Genomic DNA, 23,850 nt, shown 5'->3' with positions numbered 1-23,850 from the left:
TCGGGCGACGGCGTCACCGCGACCCGTCGGCGCCCCCCGAGTGCCGGACGAACCGGCGGGCGGCGTACCCGAGGGCGCCGATGGCGAGCGCGGCGAATCCGGCCAACACGCTGCCGATCGGCAGGGCGACGGCGAGCAGTAGGCAGCCGACCAGGCCGAGGACGGCCAGCGTCCGCCCCGGCAGCCGTCGCCCCGACTCCCGGGGCAGCGTCAACGCCGACGCGTTGGTGATCGCGTAGTAGACCAGCACGGTGCAGCTGGAGAAGCCGATCGCGTCCCGTACGTCGCCGAGCGCGACCACCAGGATCACCACGGCGGCGACCGCCAGCTCGGCCCGGTGCGGCACCCGGTACGTCGGATGCACCGCCGCCAGCCCACCGGGCAGGTCCCGTCGCCGGGCCATCGCCAGCCCGGTCCGGCCCACCCCGGCGACCAGGGCCAGCAGTACGCCGGTGACCGCGACCGTGGCCCCGGCCCGGACCAGCCAGTCCAGGCCGGGCAGCCCGGCGGCGTCCACCACCTCGGCCAGCGGTGCCGTCGAGGACGCCAGCCGGGCCGGGCCGAGCACCGACAGCGCGACCACGGCGAGGCCGAGGTAGCTCAGCAGCACCAGTCCGAGCGCGATCGGCACCGCCCGGGGGATGGTCCGCTCCGGTTCGCGTACCTCCTCGCCGAGGGTGGCGATCCGGGCGTACCCGGCGAAGGCGAAGAAGAGCAGTCCAGCGGCGGTGAGGACACCGACCGGGACGATCCCGTCGACATCACCGGGATGAACACCGCCACCGTCAGCACCGACGGAGTTGCCGATCCTGGCCGGCCGGAACGCCCCGCCGAACAGCCCGGCCAGCGCCACCAGGGCGAGTACGGCCAGCGTCGCCGCCACCAGCCACCGGGTCACCCGGGCCGTCTTCTGTACGCCACGCAGGTTGACGGCGGTCAGCGCGAGTACGGCGGTCACCGCGACCGGCCGGGCCTGCCCCGGCCACAGGTACGCCCCGATGGTCAACGCCATCGCCGCGCAGCTCGCCGTCTTGCCGACCACGAAGCCCCAGCCGGCGAGGAACCCGGCGAACGGGCCCAGCCGTTCCCGCCCGTAGACGTAGGTGCCGCCGGACTCCGGGTACCGGGCGGCGAGCCGCGCCGAGCTGGTGGCGTTGCAGAAGGCGACCAGGCCGGCGACGGCGAGCGCGATCAGCAGGCCGGATCCACTGCCGGCGGCGGCGGTCGCCGGGGCGAAGACCACGAAGATCCCGGCGCCGAGCATCGACCCGAGACCGATCACAACGGCGTCGGTCACGCCGAGCCGGCGCTCCAACGTCTGCATCCGGCCGAGCCTAGGCGTCGCTGGTGAACACCCCGTGTCGCTGCACCCCGCCGGGCAGGGCCGGCAGCGGTACGTCGTCCCACGGCACCCGGGCGAGCAGCCGGTCGAGGAAGAGCCCGAGCAGCAGGCCGGCGACCGAGTCGGTGATCCAGTGCCAGCCGAGGTAGGTGGTGGTGCAGAAGACGATGGCCGGCGGTACGACCCGGATCGCCCGGTACACCCCGACCGGCGCGTCCGGCCTGCCGAGCGTACGCAGCAGCGCGGCGAGCAGCAGCGCGATCACCCCGTACCAGACGATGGCGTTGGCCACGTGCCCGGACGGGTACGCCGTGCCGTTCACCGGATCGCTGAACAGCTCCTCCGGGTGTGGCAGCTCCCAGTTGTGCGGGTAGCCCCGGTCGAGCAGCAGCTTCATCGGCCCGATGGTGAACGAGGTCAGCACGAACCCGCCGACCGGCACCAGCAGCGGCCGGACCGATCGGGTACGCAGGCTGACCAGTGCGCCCAGCCCGAAGGCGATCGGCATCAGGAACCAGCCGCCCTGGCCGAGCGAGTTGAACACCCGCGCCACCCAGTACGCCGGATCCGGCCGGTGCGCGTCGACCCAGTCCCGGACCGCCAGGTCGAACCCGAGGAGTTGGCCGGCGGCGAGCGCGACCGTCAACCCGACCACCGCCGCGACGAGTACGCCGTCCAGCCACCAGCCGGTCGGATGGACCGGACGCAGTCGCGGGAAGCGTCGTACCGTCGTGGTTTGCCGCATCCGCCCACGCTACCGGGCGGTCCGGGGCGGTGTGTGTCCGCACACGTGAGGCGGCGGTCGGCGGCCCGGACCGGCATGCTTGTCTCCGTGCGGATCACCTCGGCCCTCGTCGACCCGGCGCTGCTCGACCTTCCCTGGTCGACTCCGCTGGAGCAGTGGCCCGCCGATCAACTCGTCGCACTACCGCAGGGCATCTCGCGGCATATCGTGCGTTTCGTCCGCCTGGCCGGCACCGTGTACGCGGTCAAGGAGACCGGCGAGCGGGTGGCCGAGCGGGAGTACGACCTGCTCCGCGCCCTGGAGCGGATCGACTTCCCCTCCGTGGAGGCGATCGCCATCGTGGCGGACCGGCAGACCGAGGACGGTGAGCCGCTGGACCCGGTGCTGGTCACCCGGCACCTCCAGTTCTCGCTCCCCTACCGGGCGCTCTTCTCGCACACGCTGCGCCCCGAGACGATGAACCGGCTCCTCGACGCGCTGGCCGCACTGATCGTCCGGATGCACCTGACCGGCTTCTTCTGGGGCGACTGCTCGCTGTCCAACACCCTGTTCCGGCGGGACGCCGGTGCGTTCGCCGCGTACCTGGTCGACGCCGAGACCGGCGCCCTGCATCGCCAACTCTCCAACGGGCAGCGGGACGAGGACCTGGAGATCGCTCGGGTCAACATCTTCGGCGAGGCGCTGGACCTCCAGGCCGCCGGGCTGTTGCACGACTCGATCGATCCCGAGCTGGTCTGCGAGGAGGTGGTCCGGCGCTACGAACGACTGTGGCACGAGATCACCTACGAGCAGCAGATTGAGCGGGAGGCCCGGCACGACATCGAGGGCCGGATCCGTCGCCTCAACGACCTCGGCTTCGACGTCGCCGAGGTGGCGATGTCGTTGGTGGACGGTGGCCGCTACCTGGTCCGCCCCAAGGTGGTGGATGCCGGGTACCACACCCGCCGGCTGCTCCGGCTGACCGGACTGGACGCCGAGGAGAACCAGGCCCGGCGACTGCTCAACGACCTGGACACCTACCGGGCGGAGAGCGACCTGACCGACGAGCAGCAGGCCGCGCACCGCTGGCTGACCGAGGTCTTCGAGCCGGTGGTCCGGGCCGTACCGCCGCACCTGCGCGGAAAACTCGAACCGGCCGAGCTGTTCGTGCAGGTCATCGAGCACCGCTGGCGACTGTCCGAACGGGCCGGTCGGGACGTCGGGCTGGCTCCGGCCGTACAGTCGTTCCTCGCCGACGAGCTGGTGCACCGCCCGGACGAGCAGGCCGTACTCGGCGCGGCCCTGAACTGACAGATGTTAGGAAGGGCCCCTTCTTCTACAAAAAGCGATAAGAAGGGGCCCTTCCTCACAGGGTCGGTGGGGTACGGCGGAGGGGGCGGGCGACGGTACTCCGGGTGGTGCCGCGTACCGGCTGGGCCGGCTGGTCGCCGGCTCGGTCCCGCTGACCGGGGCGGCCCGACTGCCGGGGTACGCCCGTCCGGACCGCCTGGTCCGGCCCGTCGGTTCCGTGCGGCGGATGTGGTGGCGGCGTACTCGCCTCGCGGAGCAGGCGGTTCAGTCCGGCCCGGCGGACCACCACGGTCAGCCGGTCCCCGGGCCGGAGCCGCTGCTCCGGCGGAAGTGCCCATTCGGTACGGGGCTGACCGGCCCGGGTCACCGCGATGACCCGTACCCACTCCGCCTGGCTCACCACCCGCAGTTGCTGACCGGCGAGGTTCGCCCCGGTCATGATCGGTACCTCCGCCACCAGCAGCGCGTGCCGGGCGATCGGGATGGTCGCGATCACCGCCCGGTTCAGCAGGGCCGCCGAGAAGGAGGGAGCGGCCAGGTACGAGACACTGCGGGAAATGCCGATCTTGAACGTCTTCTGGATCCGCTGGGCGAAGTCCCCGTCGAACAGCCGCAGCACCACCCGCAGGTCGGCGCGGAGCGCCCGGCCGTGCAGGGCCGCCTGAAGGTTGCTGACGTCGTCGGTGGAGACCACCACCAGGGACTGGCAGGTACCGACCGAGGCGGCGTCGAGCGTCTCCTCGCGGGCGACGTCCCCGATGATCAACGGAACGTTGAGCCGGCGGGCGACGGCGGCGCCCCGGGCCTCCGGATCCTTGTCGATCGCGACCACCTCGACCCCGAGGTCGTTGAGCTGCCACATCACCCGGGTACCGACGTTGCCCAGACCCACCACCACCACGTGCCCGTTGCGCTCGCTCGGCAGCGCACCGGCGTCGAGCGCCAGCCGGGCCTTGACGATCCCGTCCACCACCGCTGCGGTGATCAGCGGGATCAGCGCGAGGCCGGCCAGGTTGAGCACCACCTGGAGTACCTGCGCCGCCGCACCCTTCTCGATGTCCGGGTCGGCGCCGACAATGGTGGTCACCATGGTCAGGTAGAGCGCGTTCCCGATGCTGGTCTCCTCGGCGAAGGAGAGCAGGAAGCCGAGTACGACGACCACCCCGAGCACCGAGATGGTGGCCATCCCGATCTTGCGGGTGGCGAACGACCGCATCGCCCGGAACAGCACGGAGATCCGTCGACGGGGCCCCCGACGGGACCGCAGCAGCCATCGCCGGGTGGCCAGTTCCGGGCCGACCTGCCCGGTCGCCTCGGCGAGCACCAGGTCGGCGCTGGACTCGTCGGCGGGCAGCACCAGCGGATGGTGTGGATCTTGGGTGTCGGCCAGCCCGCAGATCACGTGCTCCGGCCGGACATCGGTACGCGGGGCGACGTGCAGGGTCCGCCCACCGTGCCGGAAGTACGTCGGCGCGACCTCGCCGAGCGCCGCCGCGACGAACGCGGGTGCCGCCATCGACGCGTCGGAGAGGACCGCGCTGTTCGGAAAGAGTTGCCGGATCCCGTTGCCGAGGTTCATGTTGAACATCCGCAGCACCACCCGGAGGTCCGGTTCGACCTCCTGGGCACAGAGCGCGGCGTGGATGTTGCCGACGTCGTCCTGGTGCAGCAGCGCCAGACCGCTCGCCCCGACCAGCCCGGCCGCCCGGAACGTCTCCTCGTCGAGCCGGTCCGCCTGGATCGACCGGACTCCCCGGATCGACCGGATGTCCGGCCCGTCCTGCCGGCGCTGGTTCGGCACGATGACGGTGACCCGTACCCCGTTGCCCTGCGGATCGTTGCCCAGCAGTTCCTCGACGAGGTGGACGGCGAGCGCGTCCTGGCCGCAGATCACGTAGTGCGGGCGGTTGTCGCCGTTGGTCCGCAGGCCGTCCCGCAGCCGGGTCTCGAACGCACGCCTGGCTCGGGTCCGCCAAAGATCCGCCATGCTCGGATGGTAGTCAGTGTGATCACCCGACGCAGCCTCCGAAATTACCGGACAATGTGGGCATGACAGCGTCGGTTTCGGGAAGCGCAGGCTGATGCAGACCTTCCTGCCGTACCCGGACTTCGGACGGACCGCCCGGAGCCTGGACCAGTTGCGGCTGGGCAAGCAACGCGTCGAGGCGATCCAGGTGCTGCGCGGGCTGATCCGTCCCGGGTACGGCTGGCGGCACCATCCGGCGGTGAAGATGTGGGCCGGATACGAGGAGGCGCTCGTCCGGTACGGGCTGGACATCTGCGTGCAGTGGTGCTCGACCGGGCGGGCGGACACCTGCGCCGACACCCTGGTCGCCGACCTCACCGCCGGCTGTGGCCTGGAGCGGGTACGCCGCCAGGACGAACTGGCGGCGGCCGGTGAGCTGCCGCCCTGGCTCGGCCGGGAGGACCTGCACCTCAGTCACCGCTCCTCGCTGCTGCGCAAGGATCCGATCCACTATGGTCCGATCTTCGGTGACGTGCCGGCGGATCTGCCGTACGTCTGGCCGCCCTCCGACCGCCCACCCGGATGCCTGCCGCCTCCGTCGACCGGGAACGGGTAACCCCCGATGGCGCCCTCCGGCTGGTTGTCCCGGCTGACCGGCGTACGCCCGGAGCGTGCCGAACCCGGCGCAGGTGGCCCGGCCGGGGTACCGGACGGCGTCGACGCACTGGTGGTGGGCGGCGGGATCGCCGGCATCTCGGCGGCGGTGGTGCTCGCCGAGCGCGGCGTACGGGTCACCGTGCTCGAAGGACGTCCCGGGCTCGGCGGCCGTCTCGACACCCGGCCCGAACGGCTGGCCGACGGTACGCCGCAGCCCGTCGACCACGGCTTCCACGCGTTCTTCCGGCAGTACTACAACTGGCGGTCGATCCTGCGCCGGATCGACCCGGCACTGCGGCTGCTCCGGCCGGTGGCCGGCTATCCGGTGCTGCACACCGGCTGGCCGGCCGAGGAGTTCGGCCGGTTGCCGGCCGCGCCGCCGTGGAGCCTGCTGGCCCTGGTCGCCCGGAGTCCCAGCCTGCGGCTGCGGGACCTGTACCGGATGGACGGCCGGGCCGCGCTGCCGCTGCTGGCGTACCACCCGGTGCGCAGTTACGCCGAACTCGACGGTACGACCGCCGAGGAGCTGCTCGACGCGCTGCGGCTGCCGGACCGGGCCCGGGCGATGCTCTTCGAGGTCTTCTCACACTCGTTCTTCAACCACGAGGCCGAGCTGTCCGCCGCCGAGTTGGTGGCGAGCTTCCACTTCTACTTCCTGGGCAATCCGGAGGGGCTCGCCTTCGACGCTCCCGACCGGGACTACGAGTCGGCGATCTGGCGGCCCCTCGCCGGATACCTGGACCGGCTCGGGACCCGGATCCACACCGGTACGCCCGTGACGGCACTGCGGCCCGACGATGCCGGCTGGGTCGCGGAGACCGACTCCGGGCAGCGCCACCGGGCCCGTTACCTGGTGTTGGCGGTGGACCCGCCGGCCCTGACCCGGCTGCTGGCGGGCTCGCCGGAACTGGCCGCCACGGCGCCCGTACTCGCCGGGCGGGTGGCGGGGCTGGGCACCGGCCCGCCGTACGCGGTCGCCCGGTACTGGCTGGGCGGGGACGTCGCCGCCGACCGGGCGGTGTTCAGCGGGGTGTCCCGACAGCCCACGCTGGACTCGGTGACGCTGTACCACCGGCTGGAGGCGGAGGCGGGCCGCTGGGCGGAACGGACCGGCGGGTCGGTGCTGGAACTGCACGCGTACGCCTGCCCGGCCGGCGTGCCCGCCCCGGAGCTGGCCGAACGGATGCGGGCCGAGCTGGTCGGCCTCTGGCCGGAGGTGGCCGGCCTGCCGGTACGGGAATCGCGGTCCCGGATCGAGCGCCAGGCCCCGGCCTTCCGCCCGGGTGACCACGCCGACCGTCCCGGTGTACTCACCGACGCGGACGGGCTCTACCTGGCCGGCGACGGGATCCGGACCGAGCTGCCCAGCGCCCTGATGGAGCGGGCCGCGCTGACCGGAGTACTCGCCGCGAACCACATCCTGCGCCGGGAGGGCGCCGGCACCGAACCGGTCCGGTCGATCCGCCGGTACGGTCTGCTGACCCGGCACCGCACCGACCACGACTGACCGGGCGCCGAGCTACCGCCTCGGTGGGAAGCCGCCACGCCCGATCCGAGGATCATCCACCGCTCCAACGGAGGCCGAGGCGGAATCCGAGCTAGGGCTCGCCGCCGGCCGCCGCCCAGCCGACGGCGGCGAGGCAGAGCAGCAGCACGATGCCGGCCCGGCTGGTGGCGATCCGGGTCACCGCCCAGGCCGCGGTGCGCATCCCCGGCAGGCTCGCCTTCGTCTTCCGGTAGTCGGTCCAGGCCCGCCGGGCGACCGCGTACCCGATGCCGGCGAAGAGCCCGAGCGCCACTCCGAGCAGGAGTGCCGCGGCGGGTACGGGCCGGTCGTCCACCCGGCCAGTCTGGCCGCCGAACACCGACGACCGGTATCACCCAATGTGATGACGAGGGTGACCGATGCCCGCGTCATCTCGGCGAGCCGTCGGCGGGCAACCGGTCGACGATGTACCGGGCGATCTCGAACGAGCTGGTCGCGGCCGGGGACGGTGCGTTCAGCACGTGCACCTGCCGATCCGCCTCGACGAGCAGGAAGTCGTCCACCAGCCCGCCGTCCGGGCGGATCGCCTGGGCGCGTACCCCGGCACCGGCGGGCACGATGTCCGCCTCGGTCAGTTCGGGTACGAGCCGGGCCAGGCTGGCCGCGAACCGCCTCCGGGACAGCGACCGGGTCACCTCGGTCAACCCGTACCGGTAGTGCCGGCGGGCCAGCGCCCACAGCCCCGGGTAGCTGGCCTGCTCCCAGACGTCGCGCGGGTCGAACCGGCGCCAGGAGTAGCCCTCGCGGGCGGTGGCGAGTACGGCGTTCGGCCCGGCGTGCACGCTCCCGTCGATCATCCGGGTCAGGTGTACGCCGAGGAACGGGAACTGCGGGTCGGGTACCGGATAGATCAGCCCGCGTACCAGGTCCCGCCGGCCGGGGACCAGTTCGTAGTACTCGCCCCGGAACGGCACGATCCTGGCCGGCGGGTCGACCCCGGCCAGTCGGGCGATCCGGTCGGCGTGCAGCCCGGCGCAGTTGACCAGTACGTCGCCGGTCACCTCGCCCGCGCTCGTGCTGACCAGTACGCCGCCGCGCCAGGCCCGGATCCCGGTGACCCTGGTGTTCAGCCGCAGCTCGGCACCGCTCTCGGCGAGCAACTCGGCGAGCCGGCGACAGACCGCGCCGAAGTCGACGATCCCGGTCGAGTCGACCCGCAGGGCGGCCACCGCCGTGACGTTCGGCTCGTACTCGGCCGCCTCGATCGCACCGATCAGGCTGACCGGGAGCCCGTTGGCGACGGCCCGTTCGTGCAGGGCGTGCAGTCGGGGCAGTTCGTCCGCCTCGACCGCGACGATCAGCTTTCCGCAGATCTCGTACGGCAGCCCCTGCTCGGCGCAGAACCGGGCCATCGAGACGCTGCCGGCCCGGCAGAGAGTCGCTTTGAGACTGCCCGGTCGGTAGTAGACCCCGGCATGGATCACCCCGGAGTTGTGTCCGGTCTGGTGGGCGGCCCAACCCGCTTCCTTCTCCAGTACCGTCACCTCGGCACCGGGCCGATCGGTCCGGAGGCGGTGTGCGACCGCCAGGCCGAGGATCCCGCCACCCACGACGACGTACCTGGTCACAGCGCTCCTCTGCCCGTTGGCACCGGCATCGATGGTATGCGTCCGGACGGTCGCGTCGTGGCCTACGACGAAACCCGACCACCTGCCGGGCGGGCCGGTGCCGGCGGGCCCGTTACGCCTCGGCCGAGAACCCGGAAAAATATTCGAAATCTGCCGCAACCGTTGCCCCGCCCGATGCGTGTAACCCCGGTCGCGGTCTCTTCCGCGACGGCAGCGGGGAGGATCTGTGGGGGTAGCGGAAAGAGTCGACGAGCCGCCGGCCGTCGGCAGCGTCGTGTCGTCCGCGCCGGCCGTCGACGCCGGCCTCAGTTTCGACGAGTTCTACCACGCGCACTACCGTTCGTTGACCGTGCAGCTCGCCGCCTACAGCGGCGACCTGGGCCAGGCGCAGGATCTGGTCCAGGAAGCCTTCTGCCGCGCGTTCGCCCGCTGGTCCCGGATCTGCCGGTACGACGATCCACTCGCCTGGGTCCGCCGGGTCGCCTGGAACCTCGCCACCAGCCGGTGGCGACGGTTGCGTACCGCCCAGCTCTTTCTCGCCCGGCAGCGTGAGGAGCACTCCCCTGGCCCGAGTCCCGACCGGGTGGCGCTGACCGCCGCGTTGGCGGGGCTGCCGGCCAACCAGCGTCGGGCGGTGGTGCTGCACTACCTGGCGGACCTGACGGTGCCGGAGGTGGCCCGGCAGGAAGGGGTCCCGGAGGGCACCATCAAGTCCTGGCTGCATCGCGCCCGCGCCGCGCTGGCCGCCCAGCTGTCCGAGAAGCAAGGAGGTGCGGCGTGAACCTGGACAACAGCGTCGAGCAGCCGGACCTACTGGACGCCGAGTTCAGCGCCCTTCGGGAACGACTGCTGTCCGACGTACACCCGGTCGGTCCCGACGCGGTCCGGTACACCGTGCGGCGGCGCCGTCAGCGGACCGCCGTGGTGATGTCGGTGGTCGCGGTGGCGGCCCTCGCCCTGCCGGTGGCCGGCTACGGCCTGCTGATGGACCGCGAGGCACCGCCGACCGGAAACGTCGTTCCGCCGCCGTCGCTCGCACCGACCTCCTCGGTCTCGCCGACCGTCTCGTCGACCCCGACCGGTACGCCCGTGGCGAAGGACGGCCGGCTCACCCGGGAGGAACTCCTCGGCACCGCCTTCGACCTGCCGGACTGGCCACAGAGTGCGTCCAGCGTGTGCGGCGGGTCGGCGGTCCGGCTCCGCTCCGGCCCGGTCAACGAGGAGGTGCCGGCCCTGCTCGACCTGGCTCACGGGGACGTGGACTCCGATGGCACGGTGGAGACGCTGGCCCGACTGGAATGCCGGTCCAGTATCGACTGGCCGAGGCAGATCGTCGCCTTCGACCGCGACACCACCGGCCGGATCGTCGTCCTGGGTCAGGTGACCCGGACCGGCCCGGGAGCCGCCGACCTGCGGGAGTTCCGGGTCGAAGGTGGTGCGGTCCGGGTCCGGGTGGCCGACCAGTGCTGTGGCGCCAACCCGGCGCAGACACAGTGGCGGAGCTATTCGTGGAGTGACGGACGGTTCCGCCAGACCGCCGGGCCCACCAACTTCCCGAGTACGACGAAGGGCACCCCGACCACGGCGCCACCGGCGAGAACGGTAGGCCGGCTCACCCTCACCGCCACCGACCTGGTGTACGGGGCGGCGAACGAGGACGGCGTGCGACGCGCCGCCAGCACGGTGACGATCGTCAACCCGACCGACGCGACCGTCGGGTTCCCGGCCATCACGTTCGTCGACAATGGCAAGGACACCGCCGAACACGCCATCTGGTCCGGCTGCCCGACCGCCTACGGCTACCCGGACCGGATGGTCTGCATCACCCGGCCCCTCGGTCCCGGTGAACGCCGCAGCATCGCCTTCGGGTTCCTCACCACCGACACTGGTCCGGCCAGGACGGTGACGGTACGCGCCGACATCGCCGCCGAGCACGACACCAAGGTCCTCCTGCCGAACTCCGGCAACCAGACGACGATCCAGGCCGTCGCCGGCTCCTGACCTCGACAGCGCCGCCCCCGCCGGATATCCGGCGGGGGCGGTTTCGTTGTGTGGAGACAGGTATCGGCCCGGCCCGGCTCCGGCCAACGTTTGAGAAGGGTGTTTGGTTTCAAGGTCATCTGTTCGATTGGCGACACCGAATCTCTGAAACCCTTTCCCTATCCCGCAGGTGTTACCGACGTGCTCCAAACGGAGCCGACAACGGGAGGATGGAAATGCTCAAGACTTCTCGCCGACGGGTTGCGCTCGCCGCCACCGGCACGATCGCGATGACCCTCGGCATCATGGCCCCCGCCGTGGCCGCGTCGGCCGCGCCGGCACCCGCCACCGTCAAGGTCACGCAGGGCGACGCGTCGGCCTCCTTCGGCCGCCTGGTGCTCGAACCGACCGAGCGCGGATACCAGGGCAGCCTTCAGGTCACGGTCCGGAACCAGGGCACGGACGCCGGCAACTTCCGGTTGCTGTTCCGGGAGCCCGTCGCCGGATCGGCGATCCTGCCGACCTCGCCGGAGCAGTTCTGCCAGACCGAGGTCGGCTACTCGGGACACCGGGAGACGTTCGGCTGCTTCCTCAGCCAGATCGCGCCGGGCGGGAGCCTGACCTTCTCGATCGCCTTCGCGGTGCCCACCGCGACGAAGTCGTTCCCGATGACGGCGGCCGGCGGTCGGATCGCCATCTCGGACGACTACGCCCTGAACGCGCCGCTGAGCAAGTTCAAGCCGTTCGAGACGCTGTTCCGGTCGACCGATGGATCGCTGCGTGACCCGCGGCCGTACCGGCAGGACACCAAGGCGAAGTCGTCCATCGTGGTCGCCGACGAGGTGACCCTTACCATGGGTCCGAACGGCCGGTACACCGGACGGATCGAGGCCACCGTTGCGTACGGTGGCGACGCCGCGCACGGCTCCCTCGATCTCGACACCTACGTGGCGGAGGACCGGGCCATCCTCATCGACACCGACCCGGCCGAGGTCCCCTGCTCGCGCGGTTGTCCGGTGCCGGGCCGCAAGTTCATGGAGGGCGAGTCCCGCACCTTCGGCCTGATCTTCTCGGCCGCAGCGGACGCCGCTCCGGGCCTGTACGAGGCCACCGCCATGGTCAGCGCGTCGTGGCAGCATGCGGTCGTGGATGAGGACGACTACTCGGACAACCTCTCCAGGTTCCTGGTCCGCATCCCCGAGCCGGTCTGACACCTTCGGCCCTGACCGGTCACCAACCCCGGACGGCCCCGCCCGACCTCGTGTCGAGCGGGGCCGCCGGCTGTTCGGGGCAGCGCGCCGACTGTCGGGTTTCCGACGATTTTCCCCTGATGCCAGTTAATCAGACGAATATCAATGCTGGGTCTGGCTCGCCCGATTTATAAACCTATTCAGCTATAGGGGGAATGATGCCGACCTATGCCCAGCTACAGGCTGAATCGTGGTGGAGCCGCGAGATCCTGACCCCGGAACTCGACTGGCTCGGCGACGAACTGTGCCGCCGTACCAAGCGCCCACGCGGAGCCTTCGGCAACAAGGGCGACAACAACCATGTGCGCGGCGCCCACCGCTCGCAGGAGTGGATCCTCAAGTCCCGGTACGCGACGTCCCGGACGTACACCGTGCAGTCCGGACTGACCGCCGTCCAGCAGCGACACATCGCCGGGGTCGACTTCACGCCGGGCTCGACCAACCAGATGATCGCCCAGTGCAAGCGGATCTACGCCGCCATGCGCGCCGGCCAACTCGAAGACGTACGCGAGTTCTACGGCAACATCGACGGAAACAAGGTCGTCGACGGCTGGGACAACGTACGCAACCGGGTCGCGAGCAGCGATTCCAGCCATCTCTGGCACTGGCATCTGACCCTCGACCGGCGACACTGCGCCAACAAGCACCTGATGGAGCGGATCCTGGCGATCGCGCTCGGAGACCCTGAGGAGGAAGACGTGGACGACGCGACCATTGACAAGATCGCAACGCGAACGAAGACCAAGGTGATGGCCGACACCGGCATCCAGCAACTGCTCGCCCGGGTACAGCAGTTGACGGCCAACCAGGCCAGCCTGCTCGACGCCGTCGGTCGGGACCCCACCGACGAGCGGGCCATCGTCGACGGCGTTCTGGCCGGGCTCGGCACCCGGGACATGGACAGCGTCGCCGCAGCACTCAGGACCGCGTTCGGTGACCGTGCGGCGGAGTTGGCGGCGAAACTGGGCGCTCCGGCGAGCTGACGTGTGGGCGAACTGGCAAATTTCCTGCCGGCCGGCGGGTTCGGCGCGGTCGGGGTCGGCAGCCTGCTCGTCACTGTCGTGGCGTACCTGCTCAACGCCAACCGCGCCGATCGCAAGGAGTACCAGGAGGCGATCGACCGCGCCGAGAGGCGCGCGGACGACGCGGCACGTCGGACGGATGCCGCCGAGCAGCGGGCCGAAGGACTGCAACAGGCCGTCGACGAGGCCCGGACCGCCCGGCGCGCCGTCGAGGACCGGCTCGCCCTCATCGAACGCGAACTGGCCCGGCACCGCGCGGACGGTACGACATGAACGATGAGACCGTGCAGTTCCGGCAGCGGATGGACCGACGTATCCGGCGCCGGTTCATCGTCGTGGTGGCGGCGACCGCGCTGATCGCCGCCGGGGCCGGCTGGGGCTGGGCGAGCCTGGGCGAACAGGCCGCCGTCGAGCAACGCCGCGCGGACACCGCCGTCTCCGGCGCCGAACAGCTCTGCCAGCAGGTACGCCAACTCGGCGGCAACTGTGTGGTCGACCCCGCCAACCTGCGCGGCCCGGCCGGGCCGGAGGGTCCACCCGGGCCACCTGGCGTACCCGGTCTGGAAGGTCGGGACGGCCGGAACGGTGATCCCGGGCCGCCCGGCGCGACCGGCGCGGATGGTGCACCGGGTGTCAGCGGGGCGGACGGGGCGTCCGGACCGGAGGGTCCCGCCGGACCGGAGGGCCCTGCGGGCGGGACCGGTCCGCCGGGCGAGCCGGGTCCGTCGGGCGAACCGGGGTCACCCGGCCCGACCTGCCCGACCGGTACGACCCTGCGCGTCCTCACCGTGACGACGACCGAGGGCCCGCAACAGGTCGCCGCCTGCGTCGCCGACGGCCAGACACCCGAACCGGAGTAGGCAGCGCCCCACCGTCAGGGTTGGGTCGCGGTCAGCTCCGCGGGGTATTTGGAGCCCCCGGCCGGGCTCGAACCGGCGACATCTCGCTTACAAGGCGAGTGCTCTGGCCAACTGAGCTACAGGGGCGCGATTGTTCGTGGTCAGCATAGCCACCGGGACCCTGCTACCACGGCCGGCACCGATTCCGAAACCCGACAGTCCACAGCCCCTGGAGCCCGTGGCGGCGGATCGTGCCCGGATGCCCGAAATGTTCGTCAGATAGATCCCAACCACGGGTCCCCACCTTGGCATGTGAGAAAAACACGTTTACCGTGGCGTGACGCGGATGACAACCCGGTGCTGCCTCGCGGCCGCCCGGGCGCCCTCCACGGACCGGTGCGCTATCGCACCGGTCGTTCTTTCACTCGGATCGTCCGGCACGTTCCTGCCGGTGGAAGGAAGCGCTTCACCATGGCTACGGTCACGTACTCGAAGGCCACCCGGGTCTACCCGGGCACCGAGCGCCCAGCGGTCGATCACCTCGACCTGGAGATCGGCGACGGCGAGTTCCTCGTCCTGGTCGGCCCCTCCGGCTGCGGCAAGTCAACCAGCCTGCGGATGCTCGCCGGGCTGGAAGACGTCGACGACGGCTCGATCTACATCGACACCCGCGACGTCACCCACCTGCCGCCGAAGGCCCGCGACATCGCGATGGTCTTCCAGAACTACGCGCTCTACCCGCACATGTCGGTCTACGAGAACATGGCGTTCGCGCTGAAGCTCCGCAAGACCTCGAAGTCGGAGATCGACCGGCGGGTCAAGGAAGCCGCCGCGCTGCTCCAGCTCGAGGACTACCTCAGCCGCAAGCCGAAGGCGCTCTCCGGCGGTCAGCGCCAGCGGGTCGCCATGGGCCGGGCCATCGTCCGCGAGCCGCAGGTCTTCCTGATGGACGAGCCGCTGTCCAACCTGGACGCCAAGCTCCGGGTGCAGACCCGTACCCAGATCGCGACCCTGCAGGCCAAGCTCGGCGTCACCACCGTCTACGTGACCCACGACCAGGTCGAGGCCATGACGATGGGCCACCGGGTGGCGGTCATGCTGGACGGCGTGCTGCAGCAGGTCGACACCCCCCGTGAGCTGTACGACGCTCCGGCCAACGTCTTCGTCGCCGGCTTCATGGGCTCCCCCGCGATGAACATCAAGACGGTGGGGCTGACCGACAACGGGGCGATGTTCGACACCCTGGCCATCCCGCTGACCCGGGAGCAGATCGCCGCGGCCAAGGCCGAGGACGGCAACGGCAAGGTGACCGTGGGCTTCCGGCCGGAAGACTGCGACCTGGTCTCGGAGAGCGAGGGCGGCCTGCCCCTGGTCGTCGAGCTGGTCGAGGACCTCGGCTCGGACGCCAACGTCTACGGCCACGCCGCGATCGACGGTTCCTCGGAGCGGTTCGTGGTCCGTACCGACCGCCGGCACATGCCGAGCATGGGTGACACCGTCTACGTGAAGCCGCGTACCGGCCGGAACCACGCGTTCCACGCCGTCACCGGGAACCGGATCTAGCAGACAACGACAGGGCGCCGCCTCCCTCTGAGGGAGGCGGCGCCCTGTCGTTGTTCCTACGGTGTTAGGAAGGGCCCCTTCTTCTACAAAAAGCGATAAGAAGGGGCCCTTCCTTGCACTCAGAGGCCGATGCGGCCGGTGCCGGCGCCGCCGGTCACGATGGACTTGACGCTGCTGGCGTTGTCGAGCTGGTACGAGTACGGGATACCCGAGACGCTGCCGCCGCCGCTCTGCGGTGAACCGGAGCCGACGAAGTGGTTGCTGCGTTGCACGATCGCGCCCGGGTCGGAACCGGCGTAACCGACCAGGGTCGGCTCGTCGACGTTCTCGAAGTAGTTCCCCTCGACCAGGACCCCGGCGTTCATCGTGGAGGCGACGCCGTACTCGTTGTCGTAGTAGTAGTTGTTGTAGACGTGCACCGGGTTGCCGAACCGGACCCGGGGGTGCCGGGTACCGGAGCCGTCGAACCAGTTGTGGTGGTAGCTGACCCGCAGGTGCCCGACATCCTGGCTGGCGTTGTCGTCGCTGTGCCCGAGCAGCATCGACTTGTCGTGGCCGAACACCCGGTTCCAGGAGATGGTCACGAAGTCGGAGCCGCGCTTGACGTCGACGGCACCGTCGTACCCGTCGGTGAAGCTGTTGTGGTCCACCCAGATGTTGGTGGCCCCGGTCTCCACGTTGATCGCGTCGTCGTCCCAGCCCCGGAAGTTCAGGTTGCGGATGATGACGTTGCGGTCGCCGTTGACGGTGAAGCCGCAGCCCGAGATGGTGGCGTTCGAGCCGACCCCGAGGATGGTCTTGTTGGACCGGACCCGGAGCATGCCGGAGCAGGAGATGGTGCCGGAGACCCGGATCACCGCCGCGCTGCTGGAGCCGAGCGCGCTGGTCAGCGCCGAGGCGCTGGTCACGGTCGTCGAGCCGGCGCTGCCGCCGCCGGAGGTGCCGCCGTTCTGGGTGGCCCAGCCGACGAGTCCGGTCTGCGGCGGGAGCGTCGGGCCGGTGGTCGGCGGCGGCGTGCCGGTTCCGGTCGGGCTGGGCGGGCCGGTGGTCGAGCCGGGCGGAGTGGTGGGCGGGTTCGAGCCGACGGTGTCCACGCTGACGTCGTCGAAGACCGCACTCGCGAAGACCGTGACCAGGGCTATCCGCCCGGTCCCCTGCGCCGAGTTGCTGCCCGAACCGACCTGGGTGCCGTTGACGAAGCCCCGGATCGTGCTGCCGTTCGCCTCCAGGCGCAGGGTGTACCAGCTACCCGTCGACACCGATACCGACGCCGAGCCGATCACCGTGACCGCGCTGCCGTTGACCGCCTGCAACTCGGCCCGGTTCGCGTTGACCAGCGCCAGCCGGTACATCCGGGTCGAGCTGTTGGCTCGGGCCGCGACCGCGACCAGCCGGTTCGCGCCGTTGAACGACAACGGCTTGACCCTGGCCTGCACCTGGTAGTTGGTCCAGCCGGTGTCCCCGGCGAAGCCTCGGGCGAGTTCGCTGCCCGAGTTGTCCTGCCTGTACGCCGGCGTTCCGTCGGTGGCCACCGACCAGTCGCCACCGGACTTCGACCATCCGTCGGCGTTGCCGTCGTTGAAGTCGTCCGAGTACAGGGTGGCCGCCTGGGCCGGGTTGGTCAGCACCCCGACGGTGAGCGCGACGGCCAACAGGCCGGCGCCGGCTGCGGCCAGCAGGCCGCGGCGGTGGGTTCTGGTTCGCATCTCTGCCTCCAGTTTCGCTGCGCGCATCGTCGCGCGCGACGTGCCGTGGTGGGGCGGCGGCTGCCGCTTCGCGCTGTGCCGACGTCGTGGGGGCCGGCGACCGACCGATGCCGGTCGCCGGCCTCCACCTACGCCTGTGCCTTTCAGCTATTGCCTGTTAACGCTGGCTGTGCCTGTGCCGTTGCGGAGTCAGATCCTGCCCGCGCCCGCATTCGCCGTGACGGACGCCTTGACCGTGGCGACGTTCTCGGCGCTGTAGCTGTACGGGAGCGCGGCCACGGACCCGTTGACCTCACACGGCCCGGAGTTGGTGAGCGAGTTGTTGCGGGCCACCAGCCGGCCGGGATCGGAGTCCGCGTACCCGCTCGCCGACCAGCACGCCTGCTGCACGTTCTCGAAGACGTTCGATTCGACGAGTACGCCGGCGTCCATGGTCGAGGCGATGGCGTACGAGTCGGAGTTGTTGTTGACGTTGGAGTAGTAGTTGTTGAAGACGTGGACCGTCTCGCCGAAGCGCACCCGGGGGCTGCGTTCGAAGGTCCGGTCGAACCAGTTGTGGTGGTACGTGATCCGCAGGTGACCCTCGTCCTCGCCGGAGTTGCCGTCGGAGTGGCCGACCAGCGAGGTCTTCCAGTGGTTGCGGACGACGTTCCAGGACAGGGTGATGTAGTCACCGGCGTGGGTGATGTCGACCATGCCGTCGTAGAAGTCGACGTCGTCCTCGATGGTGCTGGAGAGGGTGTTGTGGTCGATCCAGATGTGGGTGGCGTTCTCGATCTGGATCGCGTCCCCACCGGGTACGCCACGGATGTTGAGGTTCTGGACGATGACGTTCGCCGGTTCCATGTCCTCGATGTTGAGGGTGGTACCGGAGAAGCCGGAGTTCGCGCCGACGCCCCGGATCGTCTTGTTGGCCGTGACCTCGATGGTGCCCGAGCCGCTGAGCATGCCGTTGACCAGGATGGTCCGGGCACCGGAGGCCTGCGCCTGGGTCCGGAGGTCGGCCCAGCTCGACACGGTCACCGTGGAACCGCCCGCACCGCCGGTGGTGCCGCCGGCCTGGGCGGCCCAGCCGACCAGTCCGTTCTGCGGCGGGCCGGTGGTCGGCGGCGGGGTGGTCGGGGTCGGCGGCGGGTCGGTGGTCGGCGCCGGGGTGGTCGGGGGCGGGGTCGGCCCGCTGGGCAGCCCGACCCGGCCGACGCCGGACTGCGCGGTCACCACGGCCTTCATGTCGCAGGCCGTCTGGATGGTGTACGAGTACGACGGGTTACTCACGCTGCCACCGGTCTGGCCGGAGCCCGAGTTGATCAGGCAGTTGTTCCGGGCCACCAGCCGGCCGTCGCCGGAGTCCCCCTCACCGAGGTGGTACGGGTCGTCGACGTTCTCGAAGTAGTTGCCCTCGACTATGACGCCCGCGTTCTCGGTCGACGCGACACCGTAGCTGCCGGTGTTGAGGTAATAGTTGTTGTAGACGTGCACCTGGTCGCCGAAGCGGACCCGCGGGTTGCGCTGGTTGGTGCTGTCGAAGAAGTTGTGGTGGTAGCTGACCTTCAGGTACCCGACGTCCTGGGCGGCGTTGCCGTCGTCGTGGCCGAGCAGCATGTTCTTGTCGGTGCCGTCGGCGTGGTTGTACGAGATCGTCACGTACGACGAGCCGCGCTTGACGTCGACGCCGCCGTCCGCGCCGGTCGTCCAGGTGTTGTGGTCGATCCAGATGTGGTGCGAGTACATCTGCACGTTGACCGCGTCGTCGTCCCAGTTCCGGAAGTTGAGGTTCCGCAGGATGACGTTGTGCACCGCGTTGGACGGTGGCGAGGTGATGTCGTCGTCGATCGCCAGACCGATGTTCAGGCCACCGCCGGTGAAGCCGGAGTTGGATCCGAGCCCGACGATCGTCTTGTCCGAGCTGACCTCGTGCATCGGGCCGGGAAGGTCGATCATCCCGTTGACCTGGATGATCCTCGGTCCGGCCGAGGCCGCCTCGGTGATGAACTGTGACGCCGAGGTGACCGTGACGGTCGAGCCGCCCGCGCCGCCGGTGGTGCCGTTCTGGCCCAGCGCGTTCACCGAGGCCCAGCCGTCGGCCACGTTCTGGCCGGGGTTGCCGGTCGGGGTCGGGGTCGGGTTGGTCGGGCCGGTCGTCGGCGGCGTCGTCGGGCTCGTCACGCTGTCGCTGACCAGGACGTCGTCGAAGTTGGCCGTGGCGTTGAAGGTGGCCACGCCGATCCGGCCGGTGCTGTACTGGCTGTCGGTGCCCTCGGTGAGCAGCGAGCCGTTGACGTACCCGCGCAGTGAGGTGCCCGAGACGTCGAGCCGCAGCGTGTACCAGCTGTTCAGGCCGACCGTCACGCTGGCCGTGTCGAGGGTGGTCGAGGTGCCGCTGCTGAGCCGCTTCAGTTCGACGGTGTTGTTGCTGCGCAGTGCCAGGTAGTAGTAGCTGGTGGTGCTCTGCACCCGGGCCAGTACCGCGACGAACCGGTTCGACCCGTTGAACGCGGTCGGCTTGACCCTTGTCTGTACGGAATAGTTGTTCCAGCTCGTCGTGCCGGCGAGCGCCCGTGCGTCACTGCTGGTACCGGCCTGCCGGTAGACCTGGCTTCCGTCGGCGGCGACCGACCAGGTGCCACCGGACGCCGTCCAGCCGGTCGAGTTGCCGTCCTCGAAGTCGTCGGTGAAGAGCGTCGCCGCGTGGGCGGCGGCGCCCATCCCGATCGCGAGGGCGACCGCCGTGAGCGCGGCCCCCGTCGCGAGCAGGAGACCGCGGCGATGTCTCCGCCGGGTGTCGGTGGTGGTACTCACGAATTCCTCCTCGGTTGTACGACTGCCCGGGCCGGGCATCTTGATCGACATCCGTCGATCTTTGAGCGTCGCGGCCTCCCCGGATCAGGAGGATCAGGGGGCGGTGGCCACGGGTGGTGCGGCCGCGCGGGGTGGGCCGTCGGCGGCGGAGCGGGCGTCGGTGCCGCACCGCCTGGGATAGCGCTTTCCAGAAAGGACCGAAGGGGGCGGGTGCCGCCGGGGCGTCGGCGGCACCCGCCGGACTAGAAGGGGAGCTTCCCGGTGCCGCTGCCCGCCATGACCGCCGCCCGCACGCCGTTCGGGTCGGCGACCGTGTACGGGTAGTAGGTGCTCGGCTCGGTCACCGAACCACCCGAGTCGCCCTGCTCACTCGTACCGGCCAGCACGTTGTTGCGGGCGACCAGCCGGCCCCGGGATCCGGCGTAGCTGATCGACCAGGGCACCTCGACGTCCTCGAAGTAGTTTCCCTCGACCACACAGCCCGAGTTGAGCTGGCAGGCCACGCCGACGTCGGTGTTGTAGACGAAGTAGTTGTTGAAGACGTGCACCGGGTCGCCGAACCGGACCCGGGGGTTGCGCTGCGGCGTCCGGTCGAACCAGTTGTTGTGGTACGTCACCTTCAGGTAACCGGTGTCCTGCGCCGCGTTGCTGTCGTCGTGGCCGAGCAGCATGTTCTTGGTGTGATGGTGGGTGTGGTTCCACGACACCGTCACGTAGCTCGATCCGCGCTTGATGTCGATCAGACCGTCGTAGCCGGCCGACAGGTCGTTGTGGTCGATCCAGATGTGGTGCGAGAACATCTGCACGTTGATCGCGTCGTCCACGGTGTTCCGGAAGTTCAGATTACGGACGATCACGTTGTGTACGGCGTTCGCCGGCGGACTGGTCGCGTCGCTGACCGGCAGGCCGATGTTCAGCCCGCCGCCGGTGATCCCCGAACTGGCGCCCACCCCGACGATCGTCTTGTCCGACATCACGTCGTGCATCGGGCCGGGCAGCGCGATCATGCCGTTCACCCGGATGTTCAGCGGGCCTGACTGACTGACCGCGGTGAGGAAGTCGGTGGCGTTGCTGACCGTCACGGTCGGGCCGCCGGCCCCACCGGTGGTGCCGTTCTGGCCGAGCGAGTTCACCGAGGCGAAGCCGATCGGCGGTGCACCCGGATCGAGCGGCGGCCCGGTCGGCGGCAGCGTCGGCCCGCCGGTCGGTCCACCGGTCGGCGGCGTACCGGTGACGGTCGCGACCTCGATGTCGTCGAAGGACGCGCTGGCGTACGAGGCGGCCAGGCCGACCCGGCCGGCAGGAAGGACGGAGTCGGTGGCCTGGACCGCGAGGCTGCCGTTGACGTACCCGCGCAGCGAGCTGCCGGTGGCCTCCAGCCGCAGCGTCGCCCAGCTGTTCACCGGCACCGCGCCGGAGCCGCTGGCCAGCGCGACCGGCGCCGATCCGTCCCGCTTCACCAGTTGCACCCCGCCGCCGCTGGTCACCACCAGCGCGTAGTAGCGGCTGCTGCTCTGCGCCCGGGCGATCACCCCGACGTGCCGGTTGGCGCCGTTGAATCCGGTCGGCTTGACCCGGGCCTGCACCGCGTAGTCGCTCCAGGACGTCGTCCCGGTCAGGGTACGGGCGTCACTGCTCTGCCCCGACTGCCGGTAGACCCGGCTGCCGTCGGTGGCGACCGACCAGCTTCCGCCGGAGGTCGACCAGCCGGTGGAGTTCCCGTCCTCGAAGTTGTCGGTCAACAGGGTGTCGGCGAAGGCGGCCGGTACCGCGACGGTCAGGGCGGCGGCGGTGAGCATTCCGGCCGCGCCCGCGATGGCGAGCAGTCGCCACCGGGGCCGGGCGTGGGGCTGGTTGGCGTGCACAGTTGAGCCTCCTTGTGGTGGTGGGAGGGATCTGAGGTGTTAGGAAGGGGCCCTTCTTCTACAGAAAGCGATAACAGGGGGCCCTTCCTTACACCGGTAGGCGGCCGGCGCCGGCGAGGGCCTGGACCACCAGGGGTACGAGCGGGGCGGGCAGGACCGGTCCGGCGCGGAGCATCGGCGTCCAGCCGGCGTCCGGAGACAGGTCGGGGTCGTGTTCGGCGTTGTACGCGGCGAGCAGGTCGACCGGGCGCGCCGGTGCCCTACCGGTACGGACCCAGTTGCCGCGTACGGTGATCACGGTGCCGTCCCAGTCGTAGAGCAGGTCCGCAGCCGTGATGTCGGAGCCGAGCGCGAAGTAGTTGTTCTCGGCGTGGATCGCCGACTGGACCCCGACGCCGAGGGCGTAGCCGAAGCCCGTACCGGAGAGCCGGTAGTGGTTGTTGTAGATGTCGACCTGGCCGAACCGCACTCTCGGCAGGCGTTGCATCGTGCCCTCGAACAGGTTGTGGTGCAGCGTCACGTTCAGCCGGCCGACGTCCGGGCCGACGGTGTTCGACGAGCCGATCAGCATCACCTTGTCCCGGGCGACGAACCGGTTGTACGAGGCGGTCACCCGGCTCGCGGTGTGCGTGACGTCGAGCGATCCGTCGTGCACCATGTACGGCCGACCGAAGTGGACCGGCAGTTCACTGTCCGGGTTGTCGCCGTCGGTGAAGGTGTTGTGGTCGACCCAGACGTTCTCGCTGCGTCGTACCGACATCAGGTCGAACTGCGAGTTCCAGTTGCCGGCGTCGCCGTCAGTGGGCGACCAGGCCGGAAAGCAGTCCCGGGCGTCGGCGAAGTGCAGGTTCCGGACGATCACGTTGTTCGCGGTGTCCACCATCAGGGTCAGCCCCCGCAGGGTCGCCCCGCGCAGTCCGACGATGGTGGTGTTCGGCCCGACGTTGATCTGGGTCTGCCGGGTCTGGTTGGCCACCGACCGCACCCGGGCCTGCTCCAGTGGCCCGGACGGCGCCACCCGGCCCCAGGTCGCCGGGTCGTACGCGGCCAGGTAGGCGTCCAGCGAGTACTCGGGATCGGCCAGGTCGGCACAGCTCGTCAGGCGCCCGTCGGCGTCCTCGTAGCCGTCCACCAGGCCCTGAACGTAGATTATCTTCGGCGTCGCGTTGCCGCGGTTGGTGGCGTTGTCGCCGCCCAGGGCCGCGACCAGCTCGGTCCGGCTCCGCACCACGTGCACCTGTTCCGGCGTCGCCGTCGATCCGCCGGTGGTGCCGGGCCCGGCGGCGGCCCAGCCGTCACCGGCCGGCAACACCTGCCGGCCCAGCGAACGGGCTCCCCAGGACAGTCGGTCGTCGTCTCCACCGGTCGCGCTGGCCGTACCGGGCACCACCAGGGCGGCGCCGGAAACCATCACGAGGAGACTGCCGACCACGGTGGCGGTCAACCTGCTCGATCGCATCGCACTCTCCGTGTCTGTCTACCGTTCGCCGGATCTCGTAACGGGTACGAAATCCTCTTGTTATGAAAGGTAGATAGGAACACTTAAAAGTGTCAATGAGTAGCGTTTGCAGATATGTTGCATTAAATGGGGGCAATGGCGATTACCTCGGCCACCCATTGCCGAGAAGAGGGGTATTCGGTCCGATTTCTAGCTGGCAGTTGTCCCCGTGATTTGCAGCATGTTCTCCGTTGTCGCGCACCGAACCCGCATG

At 70.3% G+C, this 23,850-nt stretch carries 18 protein-coding genes, 1 tRNA gene and 1 pseudogene; 10 read left to right on the top strand and 10 right to left on the bottom strand.

The features are described 5' to 3' along the window. Positions 1 to 13: 13 nt before the first annotated feature. Together H4W31_RS11285 and H4W31_RS11280 are read right to left on the bottom strand one after the other, a co-directional pair. Positions 14 to 1,324: an APC family permease gene (locus H4W31_RS11285; protein ID WP_192766613.1), complete on the bottom strand. Its 1,311-nt coding sequence runs from the start codon at positions 1,322 to 1,324 to the stop codon at positions 14 to 16. Between the two features lie 10 nt (positions 1,325 to 1,334). Further along, positions 1,335 to 2,087: a phosphatase PAP2 family protein gene (locus tag H4W31_RS11280; protein WP_192766612.1), complete on the bottom strand. Its 753-nt coding sequence runs from the start codon at positions 2,085 to 2,087 to the stop codon at positions 1,335 to 1,337. Between the two features lie 33 nt (positions 2,088 to 2,120). Here H4W31_RS11280 and H4W31_RS11275 point away from each other — a divergent pair, with 33 nt between their 5' ends. Further along, the gene (locus H4W31_RS11275; RefSeq protein WP_404825578.1) at positions 2,121 to 3,377 is read left to right on the top strand and encodes a DUF4032 domain-containing protein; all 1,257 of its coding nucleotides are present in this window, start codon (positions 2,121 to 2,123) and stop codon (positions 3,375 to 3,377) included. Positions 3,378 to 3,445: 68 nt separating this feature from the next. Here H4W31_RS11275 and H4W31_RS11270 read toward each other — a convergent pair. Further along, a pseudogene (locus tag H4W31_RS11270) lies at positions 3,446 to 5,364 on the bottom strand (NAD-binding protein); the annotation flags it as partial. Positions 5,365 to 5,458: 94 nt separating this feature from the next. Here H4W31_RS11270 and H4W31_RS11265 point away from each other — a divergent pair. Together H4W31_RS11265 and H4W31_RS11260 are read left to right on the top strand one after the other, a co-directional pair. Further along, a complete protein-coding gene (locus H4W31_RS11265) occupies positions 5,459 to 5,959 on the top strand; it encodes an MSMEG_6728 family protein (RefSeq protein ID WP_192766609.1) in 501 nt (166 codons plus the stop codon). Between the two features lie 6 nt (positions 5,960 to 5,965). Further along, the gene (locus H4W31_RS11260; RefSeq protein ID WP_192766608.1) at positions 5,966 to 7,507 is read left to right on the top strand and encodes a hydroxysqualene dehydroxylase; all 1,542 of its coding nucleotides are present in this window, start codon (positions 5,966 to 5,968) and stop codon (positions 7,505 to 7,507) included. Positions 7,508 to 7,598: 91 nt separating this feature from the next. On the opposite strand, the gene H4W31_RS11255 is transcribed toward H4W31_RS11260, so the two are convergent. After that, complete coding sequence (locus H4W31_RS11255) at positions 7,599 to 7,841, bottom strand: hypothetical protein (RefSeq protein ID WP_192766607.1); 243 nt, start codon at positions 7,839 to 7,841, stop codon at positions 7,599 to 7,601. Positions 7,842 to 7,914: 73 nt separating this feature from the next. Then, positions 7,915 to 9,114, bottom strand: coding sequence for an L-2-hydroxyglutarate oxidase (gene lhgO / locus H4W31_RS11250; protein WP_192766606.1), 1,200 nt, complete (start codon positions 9,112 to 9,114; stop codon positions 7,915 to 7,917). A gap of 274 nt (positions 9,115 to 9,388) precedes the next feature. Here lhgO and H4W31_RS11245 point away from each other — a divergent pair, with 274 nt between their 5' ends. From H4W31_RS11245 to H4W31_RS11220, 6 genes are all read left to right on the top strand, one after another. Then, entirely contained in the window at positions 9,389 to 9,895 is a 507-nt protein-coding gene (locus H4W31_RS11245; protein ID WP_192772014.1) for a SigE family RNA polymerase sigma factor, read from the top strand. Beyond that, positions 9,892 to 11,115, top strand: a complete 1,224-nt coding sequence (locus H4W31_RS11240; protein WP_192766605.1) for a hypothetical protein — start codon at positions 9,892 to 9,894, stop codon at positions 11,113 to 11,115. The genes H4W31_RS11245 and H4W31_RS11240 overlap by 4 nt, the downstream gene beginning before the upstream one ends. A gap of 215 nt (positions 11,116 to 11,330) precedes the next feature. Then, complete coding sequence (locus tag H4W31_RS11235) at positions 11,331 to 12,305, top strand: COG1361 family protein (protein WP_192766604.1); 975 nt, start codon at positions 11,331 to 11,333, stop codon at positions 12,303 to 12,305. A gap of 194 nt (positions 12,306 to 12,499) precedes the next feature. Next, complete coding sequence (locus tag H4W31_RS11230; protein WP_192766603.1) at positions 12,500 to 13,327, top strand: hypothetical protein; 828 nt, start codon at positions 12,500 to 12,502, stop codon at positions 13,325 to 13,327. Between the two features lie 3 nt (positions 13,328 to 13,330). Continuing rightward, complete coding sequence (locus H4W31_RS11225; RefSeq protein WP_192766602.1) at positions 13,331 to 13,639, top strand: hypothetical protein; 309 nt, start codon at positions 13,331 to 13,333, stop codon at positions 13,637 to 13,639. Then, positions 13,636 to 14,226: a hypothetical protein gene (locus H4W31_RS11220; RefSeq protein WP_192766601.1), complete on the top strand. Its 591-nt coding sequence runs from the start codon at positions 13,636 to 13,638 to the stop codon at positions 14,224 to 14,226. Before H4W31_RS11225 ends, H4W31_RS11220 begins: the two co-directional genes overlap by 4 nt. A 49-nt stretch (positions 14,227 to 14,275) precedes the next feature. On the opposite strand, the gene H4W31_RS11215 is transcribed toward H4W31_RS11220, so the two are convergent. Continuing rightward, a tRNA-Thr gene (locus H4W31_RS11215) sits at positions 14,276 to 14,352 on the bottom strand. Positions 14,353 to 14,676: 324 nt separating this feature from the next. Between H4W31_RS11215 and H4W31_RS11210 the strand changes: the two genes are divergently transcribed. Beyond that, positions 14,677 to 15,768, top strand: a complete 1,092-nt coding sequence (locus tag H4W31_RS11210; RefSeq protein WP_192766600.1) for an ABC transporter ATP-binding protein — start codon at positions 14,677 to 14,679, stop codon at positions 15,766 to 15,768. 119 nt (positions 15,769 to 15,887) lie between these two features. Here the strand turns inward: H4W31_RS11210 and H4W31_RS11205 are convergent, their stop codons facing one another. The 4 genes from H4W31_RS11205 to H4W31_RS11190 all read right to left on the bottom strand — a co-directional run bounded on the left by H4W31_RS11205 (position 15,888) and on the right by H4W31_RS11190 (position 23,597). After that, the gene (locus H4W31_RS11205) at positions 15,888 to 17,474 is read right to left on the bottom strand and encodes a pectate lyase family protein (protein ID WP_225945480.1); all 1,587 of its coding nucleotides are present in this window, start codon (positions 17,472 to 17,474) and stop codon (positions 15,888 to 15,890) included. Between the two features lie 189 nt (positions 17,475 to 17,663). Further along, positions 17,664 to 20,273, bottom strand: a complete 2,610-nt coding sequence (locus H4W31_RS11200) for a pectate lyase family protein (protein WP_192766599.1) — start codon at positions 20,271 to 20,273, stop codon at positions 17,664 to 17,666. Between the two features lie 242 nt (positions 20,274 to 20,515). Beyond that, the gene (locus H4W31_RS11195) at positions 20,516 to 22,138 is read right to left on the bottom strand and encodes a pectate lyase family protein (protein ID WP_318783134.1); all 1,623 of its coding nucleotides are present in this window, start codon (positions 22,136 to 22,138) and stop codon (positions 20,516 to 20,518) included. A gap of 88 nt (positions 22,139 to 22,226) precedes the next feature. After that, a complete protein-coding gene (locus H4W31_RS11190) occupies positions 22,227 to 23,597 on the bottom strand; it encodes a pectate lyase family protein (protein ID WP_225945479.1) in 1,371 nt (456 codons plus the stop codon). Between the last annotated feature and the right edge of the window lie 253 nt (positions 23,598 to 23,850).

It is taken from the genome of Plantactinospora soyae (assembly GCF_014874095.1).
Taxonomy (GTDB): Bacteria; Actinomycetota; Actinomycetes; order Mycobacteriales; family Micromonosporaceae; genus Plantactinospora; species Plantactinospora soyae.
This window is presented reverse-complemented; position numbering and strand designations above follow the sequence as displayed.